Raw genomic sequence first — 24549 nt, forward strand, 5'->3', positions numbered from 1 at the left:
GATCAAACCCGGAACGGTTCAGGGTCGTGTACGTGTCCGCCGTGATGGTGATCGAGGAGTGGTCGAGCATCTGCTGGTTCCCACAGGGCTGTGGGACGTCCAGCCGCTTCGTCCGATCGCCGGCTCACGGGGCGACGGTAGGAGCATGCACAGCGAAGGCGTCGTTGTGCCAGGTCGACACGTACTTTGGCCGGAAGAGCATTGCTGCTGCAACCAGCGGGCTGATACTCATGAAGGTCCTGTTGTCAGTGGTCTGAGCGATGCTGAGCCCAGCTGCAGGTACGTATCTGCCAAGAGATGCACGGGGGTTGCTGTGACGGGGTGGGACATCGCGCCTGCGGGGGTGCAGTCAGTGGTCTCTCAGGTGAGAGAGGCTGCGGACGGTATGAGTGCCGGGATCCGGCTGTACGGGGCAAGCGTTCAGGGGGCGATGGAGTCGGCGGGCACGCTGGCGTTCGGTGGAGAGAGTGCCGGAGGCGGTGGCCGGGCGACCGGGCTGGTAGCGGTGGCGTTGGGGCAGTTCGTCGAGGGGACGGAGACTGACGTGGCGTTCTTGCCGCTGCGTGCCAGGAACTCGGCGAACGGCGCCATCGAGGCGACCAATGCGTACCTCGCCGGGAGTCTGGAGCAGGCGTGGAACGCCCAGCGGCAGGCGACGCTGGCGCCTGACGTGACGGCGTTTCTGGAGGCGGCCCGCAGGCGGGCGGGCGAGAGGTGATCAGTCCGGAGAAGATACCCACCTTCACCGGTGACCTAGTCGAGCTGCAGCGGCAGGTCACCGCTCTGCGGCGGGCTGCGAATGCGATCAGCGAGCGCGGCAGCGATGTCCACACCCGCTTCCAGCACCTGAACGCCTCGTACAAGGCGCCTGAGGCGGGGCAGCTGCTTGCCACCACGCAGGCGGTGCAGGACACCTCCGGCACCTTCGCCGGCCGACTGGAGACGGTGGCCGGGGCGCTCGAGACGTACGCGGTCGAAGTCGCCGGGCTCATCAAGCAGCTGGAGAAGCTGCGCTGGCGGGCGGCGGCGTTCGTGGAGTCGGTCAAGGACGACGAGGGCCCGTTCGAGAACTGGCGGAAGGACGAGGACAAGGTCGCCGAGCACCAGGCGATCTGGGACGGGGTGAACACGGCGACCGCCGCGTTCCAGCAGGCCGAGGTGACCTGCGCCGACAAGATCACCGCGTTGGTGGACGGCACCCAGTGGCATATCAACGACGGCAGCCCCAAGCAGAAGAACCCTTACGGCTTCAGCGCCGAGCAGCTGGCCCAGGCCGATTCCCTTCCGTGGGGCAGTCCGGAGCACCGCGAGATGCTGCCGTTCGGGATCGATTACCACCTGGAGCAGGTAGGGATCAGCGTGTGGGACAACGCTGCCGGCTCGGTCGAGGGACTGATCGATCTCTTCAGTACCGGCGAGGAGGGAGGCGCCGCCCGCGAGGGACTGTTCCGGGTGATCGTCGGCGCTGAGGGCTATCTCCTCGACCCGCACGGCGATCGCAAGGACCTCTCGCCGTTCATGAAAAAGCTCATGGACGACAGCAAGCCGCACGCCAAGGAGTTCGGCAAGTCGTTCGTCGCCTGGGACGACTGGGGCACCAACTCCGGCAAGGCAGTGGGCACGATCATCTTCAACGGCCTCACCCTGGGCGCCGGACCATTGGGTGCGGCCTCGAAGGTCGGCTCGGCGGCCGGCAAGGCGGGCGCGGCTTCCCGCGTGGCCGGCACCCTGGCCAAGGTGGGCGAGGTCCTGGACCCGATCGGCGCGGCAGCCAAGACGGTCGGCGTCGCCGTTCGCACCCTGCCGAGGGTCGCCGACCTCACTGCAGGGGTCCGCGCCGCCACCGATGCCACCGCAACCGCGGGCAGGGCGCACAGTGTCATCGAGTTCCCTGACGGCTCCCAGCTCCGCGTCGAAGACGGCCAGTTCACGCCCGGCAGGAAGGGCGTGCCCGACACCACGCCAGCCCCCCACGAACCGGCCGCCGGCACCCGCACGCCTTCGAGTGAGGTTCCCCGTCGGCACGAACTGGTCGGCGCGGGCGCGCGCGCACCCGAAGCCACCGGGCATACGGGCGACAACCTGCCACCCAACGCTAGCCACGATGTGTCCAGCGGGGCTGGTTCTCACGACAGTCCCGCGACCCACAGCGGTCACGCGGGCGTAGGTGACCAGCACGGACGTCACGAAACCGGAGCAGGGTCACCTTCCGGTGGCGGGCACGGAGCCGAGACCCCGGATTCCGGCTCTTCGGGGCACTCAGACGCCACACCCCCTGCGGATGGCGGCGATGGCACCGGGCATGCCAATGACGGCCACGGCGGCGGTGAGGACCCTGGCCCTACGCCCTCAGGCCCCATGGAGCGAGGGGGCGATGCCGAGCACCTGCTACGTGAGGGAATCCGCAGCATTCCCAAGAACACTATGAAGCCCAAAGTGGTCGAGAAGATCGTGGAAAGGCTGGGGGAGTCCCCTTCGGGGCGTGAAATCGCTGACATCATCAGTTCCGGCCATCTGTCACAGTCCCCCGGATTTAGGGACACCGTCTCCATGTTGGGTTCCGGTCGCCCGGACCAATTTCCTCGGGCCGTGGACCAGCTCCGGCTTGGCGACCAGTTCTACAGAAGCGGCCTGCGCCACATCGAGTTCGAAGTCAAGAATCCTGCGATCAAGGCGGACATCGATGTGCGGGTGACAGACGACACAGGAAACAGCTTCGGCTACCAGATGAAGCGGCTCAACAATCCCAAGAACCCATTCGACTCGATCGCCAAGCCGGACAACCTGGGGCAATTGTCAAAGTCTGTGGCCGACCATAAAGTCATGCTCATCGACGGCCAGGGATCAGTCGCCGAGTGGGAAGCCCGAGGGATTCCGGAAGAACTCCTACAAGTACACCGAGGCGAGCACCCGTTCAAGAGTGAGAAGGGGCGTGGCATCCTGTTCGTACTCCGGCTCGACGACGGTACGATCATTATCCCGCCGGGCTCCAAGGTCGACCCACGAGGTGTTCTGTGATTACGACGACCCCTGTCGGAAGCTGGTCCTGGGAGACCAAAACGCAGATCTCCGACGATGACCTTGCGACACGGTGCACACAAGGGGTTCTCAACGCCTGGATGGTCCTGCGCGCGCGCGGTCTCGCCGAAGGCAACGCGCGCGCCGACCTCACCGTCCGAGCCAAGGATGATGACACCGTCCTGCTCGGCCTGAAGAGAGTGCGCGTAGACCTACAGAGCGCTCTCTCCGGGGATCAATTCTTCAGCAACCTGCCGACCATCGACTGGGATCGTGGTGGCGTGGTGACGATCGACCTCTCAACGCCTGGCGCCTGCCTCCGAGCCGGCCAGCCGCGTCACGTCGAAAAGCTCTTCACGATCTCCGTTGACGCGTGGGCGAGCGGTGCGGGAACTCTGACACTTCACACGTTCTCAGATGCCTGGATGTCCCACGACCTTCGCGGTCACAAGCAGCCCGAGGTGCAGGAGGAGAACGCTCCACGCCTTAAGTCCGCTCTCGCTGCCATCGAGCAGCTGACAGAGGCTGAGACCATTCCCTCGGACCCCACTTCGTACGGAATCCCAACCGAAGACGGTTTCGAAGACCTTCCGGACGAAGACCCGGACCTGCTGGACTCCTGGCACATGTTCGAGGTCCCGCGCCGAACTGAGCAGATTCAGGCGAAGCTTCCACCGAGCGCGGTGTCATTCAGAACGGAGACCAACTCACCCGTCGAGTTTTTTGAAGTGGCTGTCGGCGGTCGCGTTGTCGGTTACCTGTGGGCAGCTGACGGCGACGACGCCGCAGGGTACGAGCCGCGTACCCCTGCTGGCGATGAGGCGCTCGACGCCGGATGCTCATGGCTGGCACGCCTCAGCGAGGCAAAGAAGCGCGGGCTTTCTCCGTCCCAGGCGTTGCGTGACCTGTCACCATGGCCCGGCGACTCACAGACCGGGACCATCGTGTCCGCCTCACTGCGAGAAGCCTCCTCACTGGAGGATCTGCAGGAACTCTCGGGACGCGAGTGACGACCCGCCGGATGGCCAAAGCAGTGAGCGCGAAGAGCAGGACGTCATCGCCCTCGCCCCGGAGATGCCGGATGCCCGCAGTGTGCTTGCCGGGCTGTACGCCGGTGGTCCCGATCTTCGGGTAAGCAGCAGCGACGACGGGGCTGTCATCCAGCTGCGCACGCCGAACGGACCCACATTCCCGTAAGGAACACCATGTCGAAATTGATGCGCGCGCCGCGGGAATGCGGTTCGTGGTCCTGGGACCTCTCCGAGGTTGCCGCACCGGGTCTGGATTCAGCGTTTTCTACGGCGGCACGGATGACTGAGGTGCTTGTTCGGCTTGAGCTGCTCACTCCCGCCAAGCTTGAGTACCGCTGGCACGTATTGGGCGTCGGCACAACCGGCATCACGAGCAGTCTTGAGCTCACTAAATCTCTTGGAGACCCGAGCCTTCCGGAACGACTGCTCGGCAGTCGCCCCGTCGGGTTTCCCACCGCGGAAATCGGTGGCCTTCACGTCATTGGCGCAGGGACATGGCTTGACGCGACAGGACAGCCCCAAAAAGAGGTGCAGCTGATTAATTTGTCCGTATCTCCAGCTCCTGTCGGCCTCTCGGCGGAACTGTCCGTGCATCACGACATTTGGGCCTGGTACGACTTTTCGGGCCGTCCGCATCCTGAGGTCTACCGCTACAACGCACCACGGCTCGCGGCAGCCTTGAAGGAGCTCGGCAGTCTGCTCGGCATGACCCCCGAACCGGGTGAGCCCACCTACTTCGGCGCCGCCACGCCTGAAGGGCTGGCCACGCCGGATGCGTATGACGATGGCTTGGGGCCCGATCTCACAGGCAGGCTCTGATTCGACCAAAGCCGACCTCCCTCTGACGCTGACGGCAGTCGACCACCGCTGAAGGATTTTCGTGACACAGGACGTCATTGCCCTCACCCCGGAGATGCCGGATGCCCGCAGTGTGCTTGCCGGGCTGTACGCCGGTGGTCCCGATCTTCGGGTGAGCAGCAGCGCCGAAGGGGCTGTCGTCCATTTGCGTACGCAGGACGGGCGCTCCGTCGTGACGGTCGAGGTTCCGCTGTTCGTGCAAGTGCCCGGTGAGGTGCGCCGGTTGCTCGGTGCGGGGGCGGGAGCCGAGGCGCCGGTGTGGTGGACCGAGGTGAGGGCGACCACGGCGGTCGCGGAAGCCGAGCGGCTGGCCGGATCGGTAGCCGGGCGGCTGACCGCGTTGCTGGGCGGGTCCACCTGGCCGGCCGACGCAGCGCACACCGACGTCGTCGCCGTGTCCTCCGAGGACAATGGCAGCCCCGTCGACAGCCCGCTTGCCGTCGACGTCCTCACGCCCCAGGCCGCCGTGATCCTCCAGGACCGTCCTGTTGTCGCCGCAACCACCTGGCTAACCGACTTGATACAAACCTGCATCCCGTCGGGACGCGAAGTACAGATCGTCACCCCGCCCGGCACGCGGCTGACCCTGCCCGTCCGCACCCTGCTGACCAAGGTCCCGGCCCGCTGGATCGTCCGGGACCCCGACTGCGGCTACTACGACGGTCTCACCGGTGCCGTACTCCACTGGCACGAAGGCCGCTTCACCCAGGCCCTCACGTTGGACGGCCGCACTCCGATCGCGGACGCGTTCCGCTCCGGCACCGGCACCGGCGGGCAAGACGAACAGCAGCTTCACCTCTCCATCCGCACCACCCACCCCGCGGCCGAAGACCTCCTCCTCGGCAGCGCTCTGGAAGCCGCCTGGCAGGCCCTCACCGGCACCCCACCCGCCGGATGGTCAACCGCAGAGCCCGTCAACCAGCCCTGGTCACCGAGACAGCTCACCGAACTGGCCCGCACCCGTGCCAAGAAGGCCGCCCCCACCTGGCTGGTCGCCGTCGGAACCCCCGACAGCCCGGCGATCGCCACCTGCCGCATCATCCGCACTACGGCCGGAGTTGAGGAACACATCACCCTCGCCGTCGGCCACACCCCAAACCGGACCCCGCCCCTCGACACCCTTCCCGTACTGGCCGAGACCCTCGCCGCCCGGCACAACCTCACCTCAATGCTCACGCACCTGCGCCCCGGCCGCGCCGACCTGACCACCCCGCCCCACCACGAGCCGCCCCCGGTCCCGCTCTCCTTCACCCTCGGCCCCGACGCCGTACACACCGTCGGCCGCACCCACGCCGAAGCCTTCCAGCGCCCGCGCCCGACGCGCCTCGGCCCCGCAACGCGCTCCGCTCTGCACTACACCCTCGGCAACGGCACCGATCCCACCGCCTGGCAACATCTCCAGGACCTCAACAACCACCTGAAAAGCCGCCAGTGAAATTCCGGCTGAGCCAGCGCGGCACGGACAGGTGTCGCAAGATCGGGGCCGATTGCCGGTCAACGGAGAAACCGGGACTCAGCACTCACCCGTCTCACGGCATCGGTCGCAGTCATGCCCCGGTTTCATAAGCGCATTCTGCGCTCCTCGGCGGCCCTGAGCCGGCCGGTCACCCACAGCCGTGTACCGGGCAGATCCTTCAGCGAGCTGCCCGTAGCAACGGTGAGAAGAACCGATGCTGCCCGCCGCTCAGGCGTCCTGCCTCCGCAGGTGGGCTAGGACGTCTGCGACCTCGAGGTCGGACCGGTCCTTGTCCCCCTCCCAGCGGGACATGACCGCGACCGCAGCCTCGGCCATGTCCGCGGGGAGCCCGGCCGCACGCAACGTCTCGGCGATGTCCTGCATCTCGGGGGCCCAGCGCCAGGCCCGTGCCGCCACGCTGGGCAGGTAGGCGGGGTCGGACAGGATGTTGGACGCCATGATCTCGGCCTCCGCCGTGAGCTGGTCGCCGACGCCATGCGCGTCAGCGAGTGCGTGAGCGACTCCGGCGAGCGTTCGGGCGGCCTTTTGGTAGCTGGCGAAGGCCATTTTCAAGGCGGAGGCGGATCCAATGTTGCCGCTCGCACGGCGGATGTGCAGGCAGGTGTCCTTGAACAGGGTGTCCACCAAGTCGGCGGAGTGGCTGTCTCCGGCGAGGTAGAGGCGCGCGCTCCGCTGACCGCCGGGTGGCGGACCGAAGATCGCTCCGTCGAGGACGGTGCGCCCGGGCCGAATCCGCTCTGCGATGTGCTGCATCCGCTGCGGGTTGATCGCGTTGGCATCGACGTACACCCCGCTGAAGGCACGGTCGGCGACGCTCGCCGCCACGTCCTCCGCGGCCTGCGGCGGGCAGACCGAAAGGACGACGTCGCTTCTCTCCAGCGCCTCGCCGAGAGAGTCGCATGCGGTAGCGCCGGCTTCCATCGCCCGGCGCCGCGTCGCCTCGCTTCGGTCATCCGGCACCCAAAGCACCTCGTGGCCTGCCTCGACCGCTTGGGCAGCGACGGCGGCACCCATGGAGCCGGGGTGCAAGAGGGTAACGGTGGTCACTGGCTGCCTCCGGGAGGGAGCTGGGCGGGCGAGCGTTCCTGATGAGCAATGATCGACTCTCGAAGTCCGATCGCGGAAGGCGACCCCGCTCCTGGGTGCAGCGCGAGCTGACGACTGAAGTGACCGATCCGGCGATCGACGCTCTCAGTGCGGCGTCGCGCATTAACGCCGAGGACGGGGTGGATCTGAGTCGCGGCGCCCTCGATATCACCTCGGCCCAGCCGGGCCATGGCCAGGTCCATGCGGGCCAGGGACATCTCCCCCAGCCGTTCCTGTCCCGGCGGTGCGGCCTGGAACATCTCCACCGCTTCGTCGGCGCGAGCCTCGGCGTCGCTGAGATGCTGGGTACCGGCCAGCCAGAGGTGGGTACTGCTGGCGTAGAAGAGCTGCTTCTCGACGGGGAAGGCCATCATCCCGCCGGGCAGTTCGTCACCTTCCGCGAGACGTTCACGCAGACGGTCAGCGGCGCTGAGGGCGGCCAGGGCGTCGCTGCCCCTGTTCAGCTGGCCGTACGCGCGTGCCTTGATGCTCTCCAGGCGGATCTGAGCCGTGCCGGACTCCGGTGTGAAGACGCTTCCGGCTTCGGCCAGGCGGACGGCGTCGGACGGGCGGCCGTCCCAGTACGAGATCAGGGCCTGAAGCCCGCGCACCCAGGAGCGCAGGCCGTTATGCCCGGCCAGTTCCCCGAACAGGAAAGCCGTGCGGGCCTGCGTCTCGGCTGCGTCGTAGCGGCCCAGGTCGAAGCTGGCGTTCGCCAGTACGCCGCACAGGACGCCGGCGCCCACGTAGAGGTCACAGGTGTACTGCGGTGGCTGACGCCCTTCGAGGAGTGCGAAGGCGTGGTCACGCAGGGTGCGTACTTCGCGGAAGAGGGGCCCGACGGGCCGGTTGGGGTACGAAACGACGATGCGGCGGATGTCAGCTTCCAGCTGCTCCAGCGTGTGCGGTCCCACATTGCTGCTCTCTGCCTTGGCCGCGAACTGCGCCGACTCGTTGGCCGCCGCCATGACCACGTCTTCAAGGCCGTACTCGGACGGATCCCCTGCTTGGCCCCCGTCAGCCGCTGGACGAAGCGGCGAAGGCCCTGGTCCGGACGACGCAGGCCCGAGCAGACGGGCGGCCGGGATGCCCGGGAACATGAACTCCAGGACGCGACGAGCGACCGTCTGCGGGGTGCGCACCTCTCCGTGCGCGTATCGGAAGAACTGCCGCTTCTCGATCGTCGCGGTCGAGATCGAGCGAGGGCCTTCCAACTCCGCTAACTGCTTGGCCGCTTGTTCGTATCGCGTCTTGAAGACCTGGTAGTCCTGCCAGCCCCGCTGGTTGATCAGGGTCTGGAAGAGGGTCGGTCCCGATTGCTCCACAGCCGCTCCCTCGCGCCGGCGCCTTCCTCTGGCCACCACGCTAGACAGCAACTGCGCTCAGGTGCAGACCCGTTGGGAAGAATACGCGGACGCACGGCCAATAGACATCGGTTAGGCATGAAGGGACCGCGTTAGTCATCGCTTAGGGGCTCGTTCAGGCACGAACGGTGGAGCACACTGCGGTCTTCGCCACGGCAACACGCACACCCTTCGAGATCACGTTCCCCGCCGTGGGTACGCAAAGCCAGGCAGCTCAGGAGGCCCGCTCATGGCAGCGCACCACCAGCTCGCATTCCCCGTCGCCCAAACGGCAGCCGCCGCCCAGCAGGCACGACACCGCGTCGTAGCCTCCGTTCGCGCCTGGGACATACAGCTCGGCGAGGACGAACTGGACGGAATCGAGCTGGTCGCCGCTGAACTGGTCACCAACGCCGTGCTGCATGCCACGTCGGGCCCCGTCATGGTCGGGGTCCACCGAACGGGTGCTGCGCTGGTCGTCGAAGTGCACGACACCTCGCAGGCTTTCCCGGAGACGGGCCCCGTGGATGTGAATGCCGAGTCCGGGCGGGGGCTGCACCTCGTGTCTGTACTCGCCGACCGCCATGGAACCGATCTCACCCCGACTGGCAAACGCTGCTGGGCCGAGTTCGACGTGGCCCAGCGGGGCTGTGGCTCAGACGGCGGACCGGGTCAGCGGCCGAGAGCTACAACGGGCCTCCTGCTCACCGAGGAGACCGGACGTCAAGGCGGCGCGGAGTCTCGTCCACCGTCGGTGCAGCAGTCCTCCTCGCACACGCAGGCGACGGAAGGGCGCCCGACAGTGGCCGAGTGGAGGGCCTGGCGGCGCCAGGGACGCCAACGAGCCAGCTCATCGACTGAATGGGGCCGATTTGACAGGCAGTTGGGGGCCTAGAAGGCCGATGAAGATCTTGAAATCGCGCCCGGCTTGCACCGGTTCAGCCCGATTGACATTTACCGGCAATCCGGGGTGAGTCGGGCGGTCCGAGCAAGATCTTCAGGAGTCTTCTAGACTCGTGCGCTTCTCTGACTGCCCGCCCCAGCAGGGGTCGGCCTCGGGACATGTCCGAACGGGGCCAGGGCCTCGGCTCTGCCCATTCCCGACCAAGTGGAGGTTGTTGTGCCTGAGAAGGTCACGAAGGAAAAGGTGCTCGTCTACGTCGTACGCGACGGTCGGCTGCTGGTGTTCCGCCACACCGACTACACCTACGAGGAGGTCGGCATCCAGGTGCCGGCGGGCAGCATCCGACCCGGCGAGACGCCGGAGGCCGCCGCTCTGCGCGAGGCCCGTGAGGAAACGGGCCTGTCGGACTTCAAGATCGCGCGCAAGCTCGGCGAGACCGAGTACGACATCAGCCCGTACCGGTTCGAGATCCAGCACCGGCACGTCTTCCACCTGGAACTCACCGAGCCGACCCCCGAGCGGTGGATGAGCCAGGAGGACCACGACGGCGAGCAGGAGCCCACTCATTTCGAGTGCTTCTGGATCCCGCTGGAGGCCGCGCACATTCTCCAGTCTGGACAGGGCGCCCTGCTGGGATGCCTGTCCGACTAGCCACCCGTCCGGTCACGGCAGCATAGGAGAGGCAGCCGATGTACCTCAGCACAGAACAGCGCCATCCGATCGAGGGGCTCTACCGGGGCCTGGACGTCGACGACACCGGCACCGCGGTGTCGGTCATCGTCAAGACACGCGGCGAGACGTGCGACATCGACTGCCTCTACTGCTACGAGAAGCGCAAAGAGGCCCCCGGAGGGGCGCGGGTGGGTGCCGACCAGATCAGGCGCCTGGCAAACCTCTTCAGGGGCCGGCCGCTCGCCGTCGAACTCCACGGCGGCGAGCCGCTGACCGCAGGCCGCGACCACATCGCCGAGATCCTCACGGAGCTGGCCGACCTGCCCCAGGTCGTCCGCGTCACCCTGCAGACCAACGGTGTCCTGCTCGACGCGGACTGGCTCGACATGTTCGACGACCTCTGCCCGGACCTCCACATTGGCATCTCCCTTGATGGAGACGCCCAGGGCAACGCCTGGCGGGTCGGCTACGACGGAAAACCCGTCTACCCGCGCGCCGCCGCGTCCCTGAGTCTCCTGGCCGAACGGGGCCGCAGCGTTGGCGTAATCGCCGCGGTGACCCCGGCGGTGCTGGGCCGCGCCAAGGAGGTCCTGGACCATCTCGCCGGCTTCGGTTCCGTCAACGCGATCAGCTTCGTTCCCTGCTTCGACTCCACGATCCGCCGCTCCACCGCCCTGCCAGGACGACGCAAGACAGCCAGCCGCTTACTCCAGCAGACCGCCGTGAACGGCACCGACGGCCCCGCCTGGGCGGTCCACCCCGACGAGTACGCACAGTTCGTCCTCGCCGCCACCGCCCACTGGATCACCGCCGGACACTTCGCCCGCATCAAACTCGAACCAGCCGTCTCCACGATCCGGCGGTTACAGGGCCTGCAGACGAGCTTCTGCCACTTTTCCGATCTCAAGTGCGACCACGTCTTCACCCTCTACCCCGATGGCCGCCTCGGCAGTTGCGACGAACTGCCCTGGCCCCAGGCCCGCCTGACCCAGCTCGAAACAGCCAACGACCAGCGCGAGGTGATCGCCGCCCAGCAGGGCTCCCTCCTGCTGAACCAGGGCAAGGCGCTGATGGACAAGTGCACGACCTGCGGCTATCGCGACACGTGCGGCGGTGGCTGCATTGCCACCCGCTGGCGCATGGACCCAGCCGACGATCAGGACGCGTACTGCGACTACCGGATGCGGATGATCGACGGCATCGCGGCTCTCCTCGCCCAGCCCGCGCACCCCGCCGGTGCCTGGTGCCAGAGCCTGCGCTGGCGCCCGCGGACCCCCAACAGCATGCGCGACGTGAACGCCTTCCTCACCCGCTGGGGCAACCCGGCCGCCGCCCGCGGGGAAGTGAGGCTGCACACCAGCGAGCACGGCAACATCAACACCGTCGGCCTCGCCGGCGTCCACGAGGCCGACGATCTCGACCCCGCCCACCCCATGTGGCGGGCAGCCATCGAGCCGGGCGTCTGGCCGCTGGTGGACACCATCACCCGCGCCTGGGGTCTGATCACCTACGACAGCTGCCAGGGCCACCCGTACACCGGCCTGGACCTCCCCCCTGCTGGTCTACGAGTCGGCATACTCGTCCGCGAGCGGGAAGAGTACGCCCGCACGGCCGCAGCTCTGTGCCGGGCTGCCACCGCCGCGAGCCCTGCCCTACCCGCAGGCATCCAAGCCAGCGTTGGCCGCTCGGAACTCATCTGCGAGAACTCGGGCACCACGACCCCAGTCCTCGACCTGACCCTGGACCCCAGCCCTGGCCACGGGTGGGACACCTACTTCGCCAACCTGGCCACGGCCGCCGCCACCTTCACCGCAGCCCTCACCGTTGAGCACCCGGACACGGGCACCACGTGCGCCTGCCCGCTGCCCGCACCGGCCACAGAGGCAGAAACGGTACTGCTGTGAAGCCCGGTGACGAGGTGACCGTCCACCAGTTACTGGGACGCATTGTCTATTTCCATGCGCTGTTCATCGAACCCGCCCTCGCCTCGGACGACCAGCCCGGCACGGGCAAGCCATGCTGCAACCACGAGAACACCACAGGGCCCGGACAGCCGGACGTCGGCACGATGCTGCATGGCACCGCGTGGACAGTCCTCGACGAAATCGCCCGCACCCTCGGCGGACACCTGCTGCCCTGCCCCAAGTCCGACCGCCACTGCTGCGCGACCTGTCGGGTCGCCGACTCGGGCGCAGCCATCTCCCATGCGTGGACGATCACCGAGCACCGCGCCTACCACCGGCCCCCGCCCACCGACCGGCTCAGGCATGCAAGCCGCACCACGGCCGCCACACGCCTCGCCCGCGTCTTCGCCCGGCAGTACGACATCCGCTGCCCCGCCCTGTCCAGGGCCCAGGCGGCTGACGCCAGCCCGCTGCCCGACAGCGCCGAACTGCCGCTAACCGGAGAACTCCTCGCGCTGTGGCAGAACCCGCTGGCCGCGACCAGCAGCCCGGTCGTCAGCTGGCTCAACCACTGCACGGACCTGAACGACATCCACCGCGTGCTCCAGCAAAGGGGGACCACGAAGTGATCCACATAGCCGAGACCGTCGGCGTCGGCAGCATTGAGAATTTCCTCAGCACCGACGAGCGCTCTCAACTTGCCTCTCTCATGGACGAGTTCCTTCTCGCCGAGGAGGCCGAGCGCTTCGGCGATGATCGCCGCACCTCCATCCACGAGATCCCCGGCCACAGCACCGAGCAGGCCATGGCCATCTACGAGCCCGCCGGACGCATCGAGATCCCCTCCCTCCCCGAGGCCGCCGAAAAGCTCCTGGGCGACGCCTTCGAACGCGCCCGCCCGGCCCTGTCCCGTGTCATGCCCTCCATCACCCTGTGCCGCCCCTGGACGTACGTGGAATACGGGGTAGGCCAACACATCACCAGCCACCTCGACGGCATTGCCCCCGACCCACTCGCCTGGCCCCGCCAGATCGCCGGCATCAGCGTCGTGATCACCCAGGCCGACGCCGGAGGCGGCTTCTACGTCGAGACCGCCTCCAGCGACCGCCTGTGGAACGGCCATGCGCCAAATGCCACCGCCAACGGCTACGCGGAAAGCATGTGGTTGGCCCACGACGGAGCCGACAACTCCGCCACCTGGTTCCAGCAGATGCCCCGCACCCGCTGGAGCGTCACCCCAGCTCCCGGGACCGCCCTGCTGTACGGCTCCCAGCTCGCCCACGGCACCCTCCCCGTCGCCGCGGGCAGGGTGGCCAAGTTCATCAGCTGGCTGGTCGCCGAACCCACCACGGCGGAGTAGCGCATGCTCCTGGCCCTGGAAGGCATAGCCGGCGCTGGAAAGAGCACCCTCCGAGACCGGCTCCTGGCAGACGCCCACACCGAAGGCATCCCCCTCAGCCACATCGGCCAGTTCTCCTGGCTCTCCCACCCGGCCACCCGCACCCTGGTCCGCCTGCGGGCCGGGCATGGGGGCGACCCCGACGAGGCCATCGGTGCCGCCTGCCAGGACCTGACCCTTCACTACCGCTTTAACCTCTCCCCCGCCCTCGCCCATGGCCCAGTCCTCGCCGACCGGCTCACCCTCTCCACCGCCTGCTTGCTCTCTCTGCTCCACCAACGGCCCGTCGACGAGTACGTCGAACGCCTTGCCGAAGACGAGCGGGCCCGCCCCCAGCTAACCGTCCTGCTGACCACCGAGCCCGGCATCTGCCATGCCCGCATCACCAGACGGACAACCGCCCGCCGCTTCACCGAGCACCCCGAGGCTGCTGCCCGGCTGGCCGACCTCTGCCAGGAGGCCGGCAACGGCTGGGCTAAGAGCACCGGCCTCCCAGTGCTGCGCCACCCCTGTACGACACCCACCGACCTCGACGCCCTGTCCGCCGCCTGCATGGACCATCTCCGTGCGGCCAACCGCCCCTCATCCCCGACCACGGGAGCGAACCGATGAGCCTGCACCCGATGCATCCTGCAGCCTGGGTCCTCGACCAGCTCCACGCGGACGGCTGGCACGTCAGCGGCCTCCTCGCGTTCACCCGCGCCAGCACCCTCGTCAAAGCCAGCCGCCCCGGTCAAGATGAAGTCGTCCTCAAGGCCGGCTTCGGCAGCAACCACGTCCTGAGCGAGCTGGAGCCCACCGAGCGGCCCGCCGCGTACGGCTTCTACTGGTACGCGCAGATGACCGAAGCGGAACGGGCCCTGGCCCGCGAAGACTTCCGCCACGAAGCGGAGCTCACCGCCGCCGCCGGCGGAGCCGACCATGTCGTCCCCCTGCTGGAACAGGGCAGCGCGGAGCGGTTCGACTGGTACACCATGCCGCACTGCGACGACGGGAACTTTCGGGCCTTCATGGCCTCCTCGAAGGACACCAGCAAGGGCCTCAACATGCTCGCCGACGTCGCAGACGGGTTAGGAAGCCTTCACCAACGGGGCATCGTCCACCGCGACGTCTACCAGGAGAACATCCTCATCGACCAGGGCCGGGGCCTGATCACCGACCTGGGGGCCGCCCGTCGCATCACGACCCCGCGAGGGCCCGACCACCGCGGACCCGAGGTCCACTGGCCGCCCGAGTACTTGACCGGTTACCACGAAGCCACACCGGCCGCCGACGTCTTCAGTCTCGGCGTTCTGATCTATCGCTACCTGTGCGCGGACATCCCGCGCCTCGGCGGTCACGCAAGCCTCACTGCTATCCCCGACCCATTGCGCGCACTCGTCGCCGCCGCGCTCTCCAACCAGGCTGCCGACCGCCCCCGTATGGACAACCTGCGGGACGGGCTCCGCACCGCCGCCAGCGCCCCTCAGCGCTGACTGACCCAGGGAGGCCGCACATGCCCAGGGCGAGATCCCCGCCCTGTCCCTAAGCCGAGCACCAGAGCCCAGAGAACAAGCCGAAGACAACGAGACCGAAGGCGGAACAACCATGAGCAACGACCGCATCGCCGACTTCCTCGCCGATGTCGAGGACCTGCGCGGCGAGGACGACACCGTCCGTTCCACCGCCCACACCTCCAGCGTCTCGGCCGAGGGCTGGCCGGCCGCCGAGGCGGACACCACCACCGTCGCCTGAACACCCATAGCCGCCCGGCGCTCTGATCGCCGCCGGTGAAAACACCTGGGGCCGGACCGCAGCGCCTGCGACTCGGCCCCAGGCTCGACCACCGAACAGGAGCCTTTTGTGGACACCCTCGGCGCTCTCTTCGACTTCCCGCCGATCACCCGCCTGCACCACGAGCGCACCCGTCGCATCCACACGGTCATGTGCCCCGGCACACAGCCGCCTCATTCCGGCATGAACCGCGCCATTGGCTATTGCCTGGCCCATCACGCCCTCGAAGGAGCCGAAGCCGCCGCTCGCTCCGACAACACCACCACCTTCGACTGGTACACCGAACACCCCGACGCGGACGCCACCGCGAACGCCACCCCCACCGCTGTCGGAGTGCGCGTCGTCATCAGCCCGGACCTCACCGACCTGCCCCGCTCCCCGATCTCCGAGACCCCCTATTACCTGCTCGGCCCCAGCACCGAACCTGCCCCGCCGAACCTGCGCAGCCTCGCGGCCGTCGCGTACACCGCCGCCACGGACGCGGGCTTCGGTGACCTACTCGCCGCCCACGCCGTCGTCTTGTGCCTGCTGCGTACCAAGAGCCTCGGCGACACCCTCGACAGCTGGACCATCACGCGCCTGCCCGGCACCGTCTTCATGGACCACGTCGGGGACCCAGTTGTCCTGGCCCGCGACCTTGTCCACGAGGGCGGCCACAACTGGCTCAACGACGCCCTCACCGCCACCGGCTGCAAGATCGACGACCGGGCGCGCTTCCACTCACCATGGAAAAGGACGATCAGGCCCGCGTTCGGCTTCCTCCACGCCTGCTGGGCTTTCGCCCTCACCATGCTCTACACCGCCCAAGCGCTGAAGGGCACCACCGGAGACCTGCACCGCTTCCTCGCCGCCTACCTCGATCAGCAGCGAAGCCTCCTCGTCGGCACCGCCGCCGACCACAGCCGCGTCCTGGAGCTGATCAGCGACGAGAGCCTCCGTCTCCGCCTGGCCGCCGTTCACCAGCAAGCGCTCGCCCTGTGAGCACGAACCGCCACGGGGCCCCGGGCCTGTCCCTGCTGGTCGGCAGGCCCGGCGAAGACCCGGTCCACCTGCAGACCGGCCTGGCCAGCCTCGAACACGGGCTGCCCATCGGACCGAACACCACCTTCAATACCGGCTCCGTCGCCAAGCAGATCACCGCCCACCTGGTCCTGCTCGCCGCACGAGACGAATTGCTTCGCCTCAGTCAGAAGGCCGCGGACCTGTTGCCCAGGCTGAAGATCAGCGACGTCACGATCGCGGACCTGGTAACCCACCAATCGGGCATCCGCGACGCCGAGTCCCTGCTCTCGCTCACCGGCTTCCGCGACCTCGACCACTACACCGCGGACGACCTGCGAACCCTCGCCTACCGCCAACACCAGCGCGCCGTACCCGAGGGCCACTTCCTCTACAGCAACACCAACTACCTCCTCCTCGCCGAGATCCTCGAAAAGATCCACCGCACCACACTGGCCGACCTCGCCCGGCGCTACCTGTTCGACCCGCTCGGCATGGCAAACACCCGTTTCAAGGCTGACCCCCGCCACGTCATCCCCGGAGCCGCAGCTGCCTACCAGGCCACCCCTCACGGCTGGCAGCACACCGAAACACCAGTCACCTTGCCCGGACCTGGAACCCTGTGGACCACCGTCAACGACCTCGACCGGTGGCTCGTGCATCTCCACCAGGAGTGGCAGCACGCACATCAGCTCCCCGGGCAACGCAACCTCGACTACCGGCCCAGCGACCACCAGCCCTACCTCTACGGACCGGGGCTCTACGCCGACGCTCGCCCCGGAGGAACCGCCGTCTTCCACTACGGCCACGAGCAGGGCTTCTCCGCCGCGACGCACCTGGACACCACGGGACTGCGAGTGATCTGTCTGTCCAACGACTCCGACGTCGCAGCCGACCAGATCAGTGCCGCGCTCCTGCGGCTACTACGGGAGCACTCGGACCTGGACCCGGGGGACCTCCTCCCTCAGATAGCCGCCACACAACGAGAGCCCAAGGCTGCCGTCCGCCCCCAGGGCCCGCCCAGCGCCGAGAGCCAGCACGTCGAGCTCGGCACCTACACATGCGATCAAGCTCCCGGAAGCCTGCGGCTCACCCGCAGCGCGAGCGCCCTTCATCTGTGGCGCAGAGGCACCAGGGACCAGCTCACAAAAGTCAGCCCGACGGCCTATACCGGCAACGGCTACACGCTCACCTTGACCGGCGCCATAGACAAGGTGGACCGCTTCACTCTCGACCTCGACCGGGCCCCCGGTCTCACATACATCCGCCAGTAACTATCGACCACGAGGCCGCACCCTGCGCAGAGACCGCACGGGCGCAGATAGGTGCTGGCGTGCCCTGACGACCCGACCACCCTCGGCCGGTGGCAATCGAACTGGAGAGACTCTCAGTGTTCGATCGAATGGTGATTCCTGGGATCGCTGAGTTCACCCGCGGAGGTCTGCCCGCGCCGGCCCAGACCGATGACCGGAACCCTTGGGTCGACGGCTACTGCTGGCTGTACTGCGGCCAGCGCTGGACACGCGTCTTATGGATCGGGCCAGCAAGCGTCGCGGGCATACAAGCGCCCATGTTCGCGTGCAGTTCCTGCATCGCCGAACTGCACGAGCGTGTGTGGCAGTCAGTTCTCCTTGCCGACGAACCCGAGAAATTTGGGGTACAAGCACAGCCCGTCGCAAACGACGAGCACACCCGCCGACGCGGAGGTCGCCACCGCGGCCGCAGCAGGTTCCTGCGCTGACGAACGGGGCTGATGGCCTTGCCGTAGTTGTCCACAGGCTGGTCGGGCAGCGAAACCCGATGGCTAGGCTGTGCCCATGGCAACAGAAGCACCAGCAGCGGCAGCGGATCTTGTGCTGCGCACGGAAGCGCGAAGGCAGGAGTCGTCTTCGGCGCTTGACCGCAAGCAGCGCGCGAAGCTGGGCCAGTACTTCACCCCTGCCCCTGCTGCGGAATTCATTGCCTCGCTGGCCAGGCTGGAAGCGGCGGATACGATCCGCATTCTGGATCCCGGAGCAGGCGCCGGCTCCCTCACAGCATCCCTGGTCATGCGGATCCTTCGCGATCGGCCTGGAACGCGTATCAGCGTCACGGCCTGTGAGGTTGATCCTCAACTGCACGGCACTTTGGCCGCCACGCTCGAGGACTGCGTCAATACGGCGCGCGCAGTCGACAGCCACGTCGAGGTGAACCTCGTACGAGACGACTTCATTGCATGGGCGACTGAGGATGAGGGCTTGTTCGGCGAGGCCCGAGGCCCGTTCGACCTAGTGATCATGAATCCCCCGTACAAGAAGCTCGCGGCGAACTCTCGCGAACGCAGGGCAGTAACGGCGGCATGCACCGAGACATCGAATCTCTACTCGGCGTTCATGGCACTCGGCGTTCACCTGCTCGCCCCTGGTGGACAGCTAGTAGCGATCACCCCTCGTAGCTTCGCCAACGGCCCATACTTCCGACCATTCCGCAGGTACTTCCTTGATCACGTGCACATTGACCATGTGCACGTATTCGAAGCACGGAACAAGGTGTTCGCCGACACGGACGTACTCCAGGAGAACGTGATCTTCTCGGCGACCCGCACCGATTCCCGGGACCGCGGCCCAGTGACAGTCTCGACTAGCCAGAGTTATTCGAGTGAGATTCGCAGCCGCACGGTTCGCTACGAGGAAATGGTGCATCCGGCGGATCCCGAGTACTTCATTCACATCAGCGCCGACGAGGAAGACGTCGAGCTTGCCGCTGCACACGCAAACCTGCCGGCCACCCTTCCTGAGATCAGCTGCCAGGTCTCCACTGGGCGCGTGGTCGACTTCCGTAGCAAGGAACACCTGCGCCCCGACCCAGCCGAGGGGGCAGTGCCCCTGATCTACCCCCTCCACATGCGGGAAGGCGGAATTTTTTGGCCCGCTCCCGGGGCAAAAAAGAATAACGCCATTATGCTTAACGCCGACACCGAGAAGATGACTTTTCCTGTCGGTTACTATGTCGTCGTAAAACGCCTCTCTTCCAAGGAAGAGAGGCGTCGGGTTGTTGCTTCCGTATTCGACCCGGATGAGACTCCGTGCGAGCGAATCGGCTTCGAGAACCACGTAAACGTCTTCCATGACGGCGGCGAAGGAATCACAAAGGAGGTTGCACGCGGCCTCTGCCTTTGGCTGAACTCCACCCTCCTGGACCGCTTCATCAGACGGTTCAGCGGCCACACGCAGGTCAATGCCACCGATCTGAGAAATCTTCGCTACCCCAGCAAGTCTCAGCTGAGCGCCTTCGGCTGCGACTGGCCGCAGGGCGCGTTGCCCGACCAGGAGAAGATCGACGACTTGGTCGAGCGCCATTTGCAACAGGTGGAGCCCCACCAGCTCCTTGAGGGCTGACGTCGATTAGCGGGGTACATAGAATGACTCAATCTGTGCATGTTGGCCGAATCATGACGGCCCCTGCGCTTCGGCTGGCGGTCACTGGAAGCCCCTACAAGAGGTGCCCTGTAGTGTGACCCTGTCTCATTGCACCGCCATTGCCTGGGGAGGGCGAGCGAGTGACAAAAGAACACCAGGAGAAAAAGCTTGAAGAAGCGAGGGAAATTCTCGCGGCTATAGGGATGCCTCTAAACCAGCAGAACACCCGAACCGCTCTCGTCCTGCTCTCGATGTTCGACCTCCGCCCGACACAGGGCTGGTCGGAGGTCAAGGTAAATACCCTCGGGATCACCGAATGCATGGATTGGATGGCCGAGCACTATCCGGACATCACGAAGGGGACGAAGGACCCGATAAGGTACGCGCCGAACAGCCGAGAGTCTGTCCGCAAGAAATCCGTGCAACCGCTTGTCTCTGCCGGAGTCCTATTTTGGAATTCCGACGCACCGGGCAGAGCCACGAACGACCAGAACAACCGCTATCACCCGAACCCTCTGGCCATTAAGGCGCTTGTCTCTTTTGGGACACCCGCATGGGAGACCGCGCTGGAAGAGTTCCATAAAGAGTGGGGGAAACTGCGCGAAAAGTACGCTGCCGAACGGGAGGCCCATCGCGTCCCTGTCGTGCTTCCCGATGGGACCATTACGTCACTAAGTTCCGGCGATCATAGCGATCTCATCAGAGATATCGTCGAGTCCTTCGCACCGCAATTTACCCCCGGCGGCACTGTCGTATACCTGGGCGACACCGGATCCAAGTGGATCGTGGAGAAGCCGGAGTACCTGGCGGAGCTTGGCGTCGTGGTGGACCCCCACGGCAAGATGCCGGACGTGGTGATCCACTACACAGCGAAGGACTGGCTGGTGCTGGTGGAGGCAGTGACCTCGACTGGGCCGGTGAACGGCAAGCGGGTCGACGAGCTCAAGGAACTGTTCAAGGGTGCTCGCCCGGGCCTGGTTTTCGTCACCGCATTCCAGACAAAGAAAAAGTTCCGTCAGTTCGCAGCCGACATCGCCTGGGAGACGGAAGTCTGGGTCGCAGAAGACAGCACGCACATGGTGCACTTCAACGGCGAGCGCTTCCTAGGACCGTACGACCAGGACTAGTGAAACGCCGAGGGCCGCCCCGCAAAGCGGGGCGGCCCTCAAAAAGATATCGACGACGACCTACTCTCCCACGAGGTCCCCCTCGCAGTACCATCGGCGCTGGCAGGCTTAGCTTCCGGGTTCGGAATGTTGCCGGGCGTTTCCCCACCGCTATGGTCACCGAAAAATATTGCGCAACCTCAAGGGTTTATGCGCTTTCGTGCGATGAGTATACAGGCGAGCAGGGCCGTCGAATCAGAAGCCAGGGCTTCACAGATGTAGGTCCCGTCCGGCGGCCCTCCTGTGGGACCGGCCGCACCCCTCTTTCCCACCGAAAGGGCCCCTGCCTTGACGCCTCCGCCCCAGCGCTTCCCGATCGGCTCGATCGTCCTGTACGTCGGGAACCGCGCCAACGTCACCGGGCATACAGCCGAAGGCGACATCGAAATACAGATGCTGAGCACGGGGAGCGAGCTGTCCGTCCCCGCAGACAGACTGACCACCTTGATCCCTGAAGCAGAGCCGATGCCCTCTCAAACCAAGTGGCTCATCGGCGCCGGTGCCGCCGCACTCGCCATGGCAGCAATCTACGCACTTGGCAGCAGCGGCGGCGACAAACGGGCAGCCAATGCTCCACAGGAGACATCAGCCCCTGCAGCAGCCGTGAGCAGCCCACAGGCAGCCCCGCCCATCGCAGCTACGACTGGCCCTGGCAACCCCGCTCCTGCGGTGGCTCCCAGCTACGGCGCAGGAGTGCCCTCATGGGTGAAACGGCTCCAGGACGTGGAATGGGCCTCCATCCAGCCCGGTGACCCCGAGGAGGAGAACCCCGCCGACCGGAGAGATTCGCTCCTGATCAAGTTCACGAGCGGTGACGCCGGCGAGCAATGTGCCGCCGCCAGGGCCATGGCTGGCCCTGAACACGGCGTCATCGTCACCACTCCCACTGGGATCGCGGTGGACTCCAACGACTGCCTAAGCGTGAAGCTCGACTCACCCTGAGCTCGCGTCGCGAGCTGCCTTCGAAGGCTCGAGTGGCCGCCGTGTCATTCTCCGGCCACACGGCACTTCTAGTTGTAGTGGGGCCCGGCTAGGACCATGGCTCCCCGAGCCGTCTCGCACGGCCACAAGCCTCCGTCGCAGCCCTTGCAGTTCGGATCGGTTCGGCTGCTCGGAGCGTGCTCGGCGAGCTGCTCGGCAGCAATCCTGCGCATGGCGCGTTCGTCCGGAGACATGCCGCGGTACATATCGCCAGTAGTAATCACAGCTCTCTCGTAGTCGACGAGCTGCTGGCTCAGTTCGGGGGTCATGCCGTGAGCGTATGGCACCGCACTGACACTAGCTGCGGCTGTCCGGTCGCCGCCTGAGCTCGGGCCGAGGCATGAGCCGAATCCTGCCTGGCTCTCCAACTACCGGAGTCTGCACCGGTGCTAGGCGTTCCAAGACGGGAGCGTACGCAGCAGTGCGGCGCGCTCGCGAACGAGGTCTATCTGCTCCCCCCCCCCCGTGAATTTTGAGGTTTGCTTGGAACGCTGAGCGCCGTGTCTTCGGTAGCGCAGTGTCGGCGCGTCAATGAGTACGCCGTCCGTCGATGCGGAGGCGGACATCAGGAGGCCGGTGTCCTCCATACCGCGGAGTGCGGACCAACCGCCGAGGGCGAGCAGGAGCGAGCGCCTCCACATCACCCCAGCAGGATGCACGGGGAGTCGGTGGCGGGGAGTGTCGGCGATCCATCGATCGAGCAGTACGCCACGGTGCAGCACACCGGCACGTACCGGCAGGACATGGTCTTGCAGGTATCCGTCCGGCAGGAGGTCCCTGGCATGGCCGACCGCAAAGCCCGCGCTTGGATGGCCGGTGAGAGCGTCAAGCAGGAAAGATAGGGCGCCCGGCTCGAGTTCGTCGTCCGCGTCGACGTTCTGCACGAGTGGCGCTGTCGCCCGGCCGAGAGCAACGTTCCGCGTGACGGCTGGACCCTCTGTAGTGCCGTGCGCCGAGATGAGCACTCGCTCGTCGTCAGCGGCGCCGCATGCACGCAAGACGTTGATAACCGCCTGGGGCGGGCCGTCAATCTGCACCAGCCAGGTCCACGCAGAGTGACTCTGCTGCCGCAGAGACTCCCAGGCGAAGGGCAGGAAAACGGCGTAGGGACCATGCACCGCCGTCACCACATCTACCTGCATGATCGAATGATATGGCCACGCAGTGAGGGGCGACGTGGTAGGCACATGTGGGACGACCAAGCCTTGGGGGATCATCGTGGAAGCGGCGTCGCACATCGAACGGCTGGAGCAGGTGTCGGCCTCTGACTCGCGCGAGCTGGACCGGGTCTGTGAGGAGGTCGCGACTGCGCTGCTCGAGGGCGATGTGGAGCCCCCGTTCACTGTGGCATCGGCCGACTTTGCCGCCGATCCCCACTTGATCTGCGCCGACCGCTATTGGCGGCTGCGCTTCCTTGATCGTCCAAGCATCCGCACCGCCGCCGCTTGCTCCACCTGGCTCGTCGGCCACGTCTCCCGTGACCACCGCACCGAGGTGCTGGAGAAGTGGAGCCTGGGCTACGCGTTCATCACCAAGGACAGCGTCGAGTCCACCCTGGAGCTGTCCCAGGCGGTGGAGGATATCGTCGGCCACGATACGGCTGCCGGTGACACCGCGTACTTCGCGACCCTGTACCACGCAGGCAAGCTGCGCTCGAACTTCTGGTTCGACGAGCTGCACCAGTTCCTGGACGCCTCACTCCTCGCTCTCGCGGCCGGCGTACACCGACAGGCGCCCCTGTTCACCGCTCTGCGTTCCTTCGCCGCCTTCGGCAGCCGGGCCATCACCGCAGAGCATGCGATCGGACTCCTTGACCAAGCCTGGTCCTCCCCCGAGCGCACCCGCCACGTAGTGGACATCTGCCTCAACGGCATCCAGGCCGCATCGCCCTTCGACGGTCACGGGGAACTGCTGCGCGACCGTGCCGCCGAAGCCGTGCGCGACCACCCGTTCGACCACATCTTCCACTTCCGCCTAGGCTCCGGGCAGCACATGGTCCGCGACCACGATGCCGCCTTGGCCAGCATCAATACCGCCCTGCGGCACCTTCCCGCCCTGGGGAGCCGCGGCAGTCACAAGCTTCTTCAGGAGCAGTACCTCGCCAAGCGCGACGCGATCCTCGAAGGCCGCATGCGCGCCGAGCTCGATGCCGAGCACGCGCAGCGCCTGGCCGACCAGGAGGACCGGCACAGGCTGCGCTGGGAGCAGCTTGAAGGCGAACTGCGTCGCCGTGGCGAAGAGCAGGAGAAGGCAATGCGCGAGGGCCAAGAGAGCGCACGCGCTAACCACGTCCGCTCCGTCGAACTTGTCGCGGTCTTCACCTCCGCCATCGCCTTCGCCGTCGGCAGCCTTCAAGTGACCCTCACCGGCTCCTTCTCCCTACGCGACCGGCTCGCCCTCATCGGCGCCTGGGGTGCAGGCCACGTAGTCTTCGCTCTGCTCGTCGTCGGTGGCACCTGGCTCATCACCCGCCCACGCCGATAGTGGCGCGCGCTCCGGGCAGGGCTGACAGAGCCCGATCTGATCGTGTGAGCATGCGG

Annotated in this window: 24 protein-coding genes and 1 rRNA gene; 20 read left to right on the top strand and 5 right to left on the bottom strand. The window is 66.6% G+C overall.

The genetic code is table 11. From position 1 onward, the window contains the following. From J7E89_RS40905 to J7E89_RS15775, 5 genes are all read left to right on the top strand, one after another. Positions 1-718, top strand: a 718-nt coding sequence (locus tag J7E89_RS40905; RefSeq protein WP_251060610.1) for a DUF6507 family protein, incomplete at its 5' end; no start/stop codon positions are given. After that, positions 715-3018, top strand: a complete 2304-nt coding sequence (locus J7E89_RS15760) for a hypothetical protein (protein WP_214974031.1) — start codon at positions 715-717, stop codon at positions 3016-3018. The genes J7E89_RS40905 and J7E89_RS15760, both read left to right, overlap by 4 nt. Beyond that, entirely contained in the window at positions 3015-4028 is a 1014-nt protein-coding gene (locus J7E89_RS15765) for a hypothetical protein (protein ID WP_214974033.1), read from the top strand. The genes J7E89_RS15760 and J7E89_RS15765 overlap by 4 nt, the downstream gene beginning before the upstream one ends. Positions 4029-4223: 195 nt before the next feature. Beyond that, positions 4224-4868, top strand: coding sequence for a hypothetical protein (locus J7E89_RS15770; protein ID WP_214974035.1), 645 nt, complete (start codon positions 4224-4226; stop codon positions 4866-4868). A gap of 61 nt (positions 4869-4929) precedes the next feature. Continuing rightward, entirely contained in the window at positions 4930-6342 is a 1413-nt protein-coding gene (locus J7E89_RS15775) for a DUF6177 family protein (protein ID WP_214974036.1), read from the top strand. Between the two features lie 249 nt (positions 6343-6591). Here the strand turns inward: J7E89_RS15775 and J7E89_RS15780 are convergent, their stop codons facing one another. Together J7E89_RS15780 and J7E89_RS15785 are read right to left on the bottom strand one after the other, a co-directional pair. Then, positions 6592-7431, bottom strand: a complete 840-nt coding sequence (locus J7E89_RS15780) for an NAD(P)-dependent oxidoreductase (RefSeq protein WP_214974037.1) — start codon at positions 7429-7431, stop codon at positions 6592-6594. Next, a complete protein-coding gene (locus tag J7E89_RS15785; protein WP_214974038.1) occupies positions 7428-8795 on the bottom strand; it encodes a hypothetical protein in 1368 nt (455 codons plus the stop codon). The genes J7E89_RS15780 and J7E89_RS15785 overlap by 4 nt, the downstream gene beginning before the upstream one ends. Before the next feature lie 268 nt (positions 8796-9063). Between J7E89_RS15785 and J7E89_RS15790 the strand changes: the two genes are divergently transcribed. From J7E89_RS15790 to J7E89_RS15850, 13 genes are all read left to right on the top strand, one after another. Beyond that, positions 9064-9708 carry an ATP-binding protein gene (locus J7E89_RS15790; protein ID WP_214974040.1) on the top strand — a complete coding sequence of 215 codons (645 nt, stop codon included), beginning with the start codon at positions 9064-9066 and terminating at the stop codon, positions 9706-9708. A 225-nt stretch (positions 9709-9933) separates the two neighbouring features. Continuing rightward, entirely contained in the window at positions 9934-10368 is a 435-nt protein-coding gene (locus J7E89_RS15795; protein ID WP_214974042.1) for an NUDIX domain-containing protein, read from the top strand. Between the two features lie 38 nt (positions 10369-10406). Then, on the top strand, positions 10407-12293 hold the full coding sequence (locus tag J7E89_RS15800; protein ID WP_214974044.1) for a radical SAM/SPASM domain-containing protein: 1887 nt from the start codon (positions 10407-10409) through the stop codon (positions 12291-12293). Further along, on the top strand, positions 12290-12922 hold the full coding sequence (locus J7E89_RS15805; protein ID WP_214974046.1) for a hypothetical protein: 633 nt from the start codon (positions 12290-12292) through the stop codon (positions 12920-12922). The genes J7E89_RS15800 and J7E89_RS15805 overlap by 4 nt, the downstream gene beginning before the upstream one ends. Continuing rightward, a complete protein-coding gene (locus tag J7E89_RS15810) occupies positions 12919-13653 on the top strand; it encodes a hypothetical protein (protein WP_214974047.1) in 735 nt (244 codons plus the stop codon). Before J7E89_RS15805 ends, J7E89_RS15810 begins: the two co-directional genes overlap by 4 nt. Positions 13654-13656: 3 nt before the next feature. Then, positions 13657-14304 (top strand): hypothetical protein, encoded by a 648-nt coding sequence (locus tag J7E89_RS15815; RefSeq protein ID WP_214974048.1) that lies wholly within the window; start codon positions 13657-13659, stop codon positions 14302-14304. Between the two features lie 11 nt (positions 14305-14315). After that, positions 14316-15167, top strand: coding sequence for a protein kinase (locus J7E89_RS15820; protein WP_251060612.1), 852 nt, complete (start codon positions 14316-14318; stop codon positions 15165-15167). Between the two features lie 112 nt (positions 15168-15279). Continuing rightward, positions 15280-15426, top strand: a complete 147-nt coding sequence (locus tag J7E89_RS15825) for a hypothetical protein (RefSeq protein WP_214974049.1) — start codon at positions 15280-15282, stop codon at positions 15424-15426. A gap of 108 nt (positions 15427-15534) precedes the next feature. Next, positions 15535-16446, top strand: a complete 912-nt coding sequence (locus J7E89_RS15830) for an HEXXH motif-containing putative peptide modification protein (RefSeq protein WP_214974050.1) — start codon at positions 15535-15537, stop codon at positions 16444-16446. Further along, entirely contained in the window at positions 16443-17738 is a 1296-nt protein-coding gene (locus J7E89_RS15835) for a serine hydrolase (protein ID WP_214974051.1), read from the top strand. The genes J7E89_RS15830 and J7E89_RS15835 overlap by 4 nt, the downstream gene beginning before the upstream one ends. An 89-nt stretch (positions 17739-17827) precedes the next feature. Further along, entirely contained in the window at positions 17828-18205 is a 378-nt protein-coding gene (locus J7E89_RS15840; RefSeq protein ID WP_308315491.1) for a hypothetical protein, read from the top strand. A gap of 76 nt (positions 18206-18281) precedes the next feature. Further along, the gene (locus tag J7E89_RS15845) at positions 18282-19841 is read left to right on the top strand and encodes an Eco57I restriction-modification methylase domain-containing protein (RefSeq protein WP_214974053.1); all 1560 of its coding nucleotides are present in this window, start codon (positions 18282-18284) and stop codon (positions 19839-19841) included. Between the two features lie 161 nt (positions 19842-20002). Beyond that, positions 20003-20989, top strand: coding sequence for a BsuBI/PstI family type II restriction endonuclease (locus J7E89_RS15850; RefSeq protein WP_214974055.1), 987 nt, complete (start codon positions 20003-20005; stop codon positions 20987-20989). 47 nt (positions 20990-21036) lie between these two features. Here the strand turns inward: J7E89_RS15850 and rrf are convergent. Beyond that, a 5S ribosomal RNA gene (gene rrf, locus J7E89_RS15855) occupies positions 21037-21153 on the bottom strand. A gap of 580 nt (positions 21154-21733) precedes the next feature. Between rrf and J7E89_RS15860 the strand changes: the two genes are divergently transcribed. After that, positions 21734-21970 carry a hypothetical protein gene (locus tag J7E89_RS15860; protein ID WP_214974057.1) on the top strand — a complete coding sequence of 79 codons (237 nt, stop codon included), beginning with the start codon at positions 21734-21736 and terminating at the stop codon, positions 21968-21970. A gap of 68 nt (positions 21971-22038) precedes the next feature. Here J7E89_RS15860 and J7E89_RS15865 read toward each other — a convergent pair whose 3' ends face one another. Both J7E89_RS15865 and J7E89_RS15870 read right to left on the bottom strand, forming a co-directional pair. Further along, complete coding sequence (locus tag J7E89_RS15865) at positions 22039-22278, bottom strand: hypothetical protein (RefSeq protein ID WP_214974059.1); 240 nt, start codon at positions 22276-22278, stop codon at positions 22039-22041. A gap of 120 nt (positions 22279-22398) precedes the next feature. Then, on the bottom strand, positions 22399-23151 hold the full coding sequence (locus J7E89_RS15870) for a glycosyltransferase (protein WP_214974061.1): 753 nt from the start codon (positions 23149-23151) through the stop codon (positions 22399-22401). 76 nt (positions 23152-23227) lie between these two features. Between J7E89_RS15870 and J7E89_RS15875 the strand changes: the two genes are divergently transcribed. Next, positions 23228-24493, top strand: coding sequence for a hypothetical protein (locus tag J7E89_RS15875; RefSeq protein WP_214974063.1), 1266 nt, complete (start codon positions 23228-23230; stop codon positions 24491-24493). Positions 24494-24549: the final 56 nt, after the last annotated feature.

The sequence above is a fragment of the Streptomyces sp. ISL-100 genome, from assembly GCF_018614615.1.
Taxonomy (GTDB): Bacteria; Actinomycetota; Actinomycetes; order Streptomycetales; family Streptomycetaceae; genus Streptomyces.

Bases quoted from the DNA above. Each gene is read 5' to 3' on its own strand.
- J7E89_RS15770 (WP_214974035.1), top strand. From the start codon at position 4,224: ATGTCGAAATTGATGCGCGCGCCGCGGGAATGCGGTTCGTGGTCCTGG.
- J7E89_RS15790 (WP_214974040.1), top strand. From the start codon at position 9,064: ATGGCAGCGCACCACCAGCTCGCATTCCCCGTCGCCCAAACGGCAGCC.
- J7E89_RS15800 (WP_214974044.1), top strand. From the start codon at position 10,407: ATGTACCTCAGCACAGAACAGCGCCATCCGATCGAGGGGCTCTACCGG.
- J7E89_RS15815 (WP_214974048.1), top strand. From the start codon at position 13,657: ATGCTCCTGGCCCTGGAAGGCATAGCCGGCGCTGGAAAGAGCACCCTC.
- J7E89_RS15820 (WP_251060612.1), top strand. From the start codon at position 14,316: ATGCATCCTGCAGCCTGGGTCCTCGACCAGCTCCACGCGGACGGCTGG.
- J7E89_RS15825 (WP_214974049.1), top strand. From the start codon at position 15,280: ATGAGCAACGACCGCATCGCCGACTTCCTCGCCGATGTCGAGGACCTG.
- J7E89_RS15845 (WP_214974053.1), top strand. From the start codon at position 18,282: ATGGCAACAGAAGCACCAGCAGCGGCAGCGGATCTTGTGCTGCGCACG.
- J7E89_RS15865 (WP_214974059.1), bottom strand. From the start codon at position 22,278: ATGACCCCCGAACTGAGCCAGCAGCTCGTCGACTACGAGAGAGCTGTG.
- J7E89_RS15870 (WP_214974061.1), bottom strand. From the start codon at position 23,151: ATGCAGGTAGATGTGGTGACGGCGGTGCATGGTCCCTACGCCGTTTTC.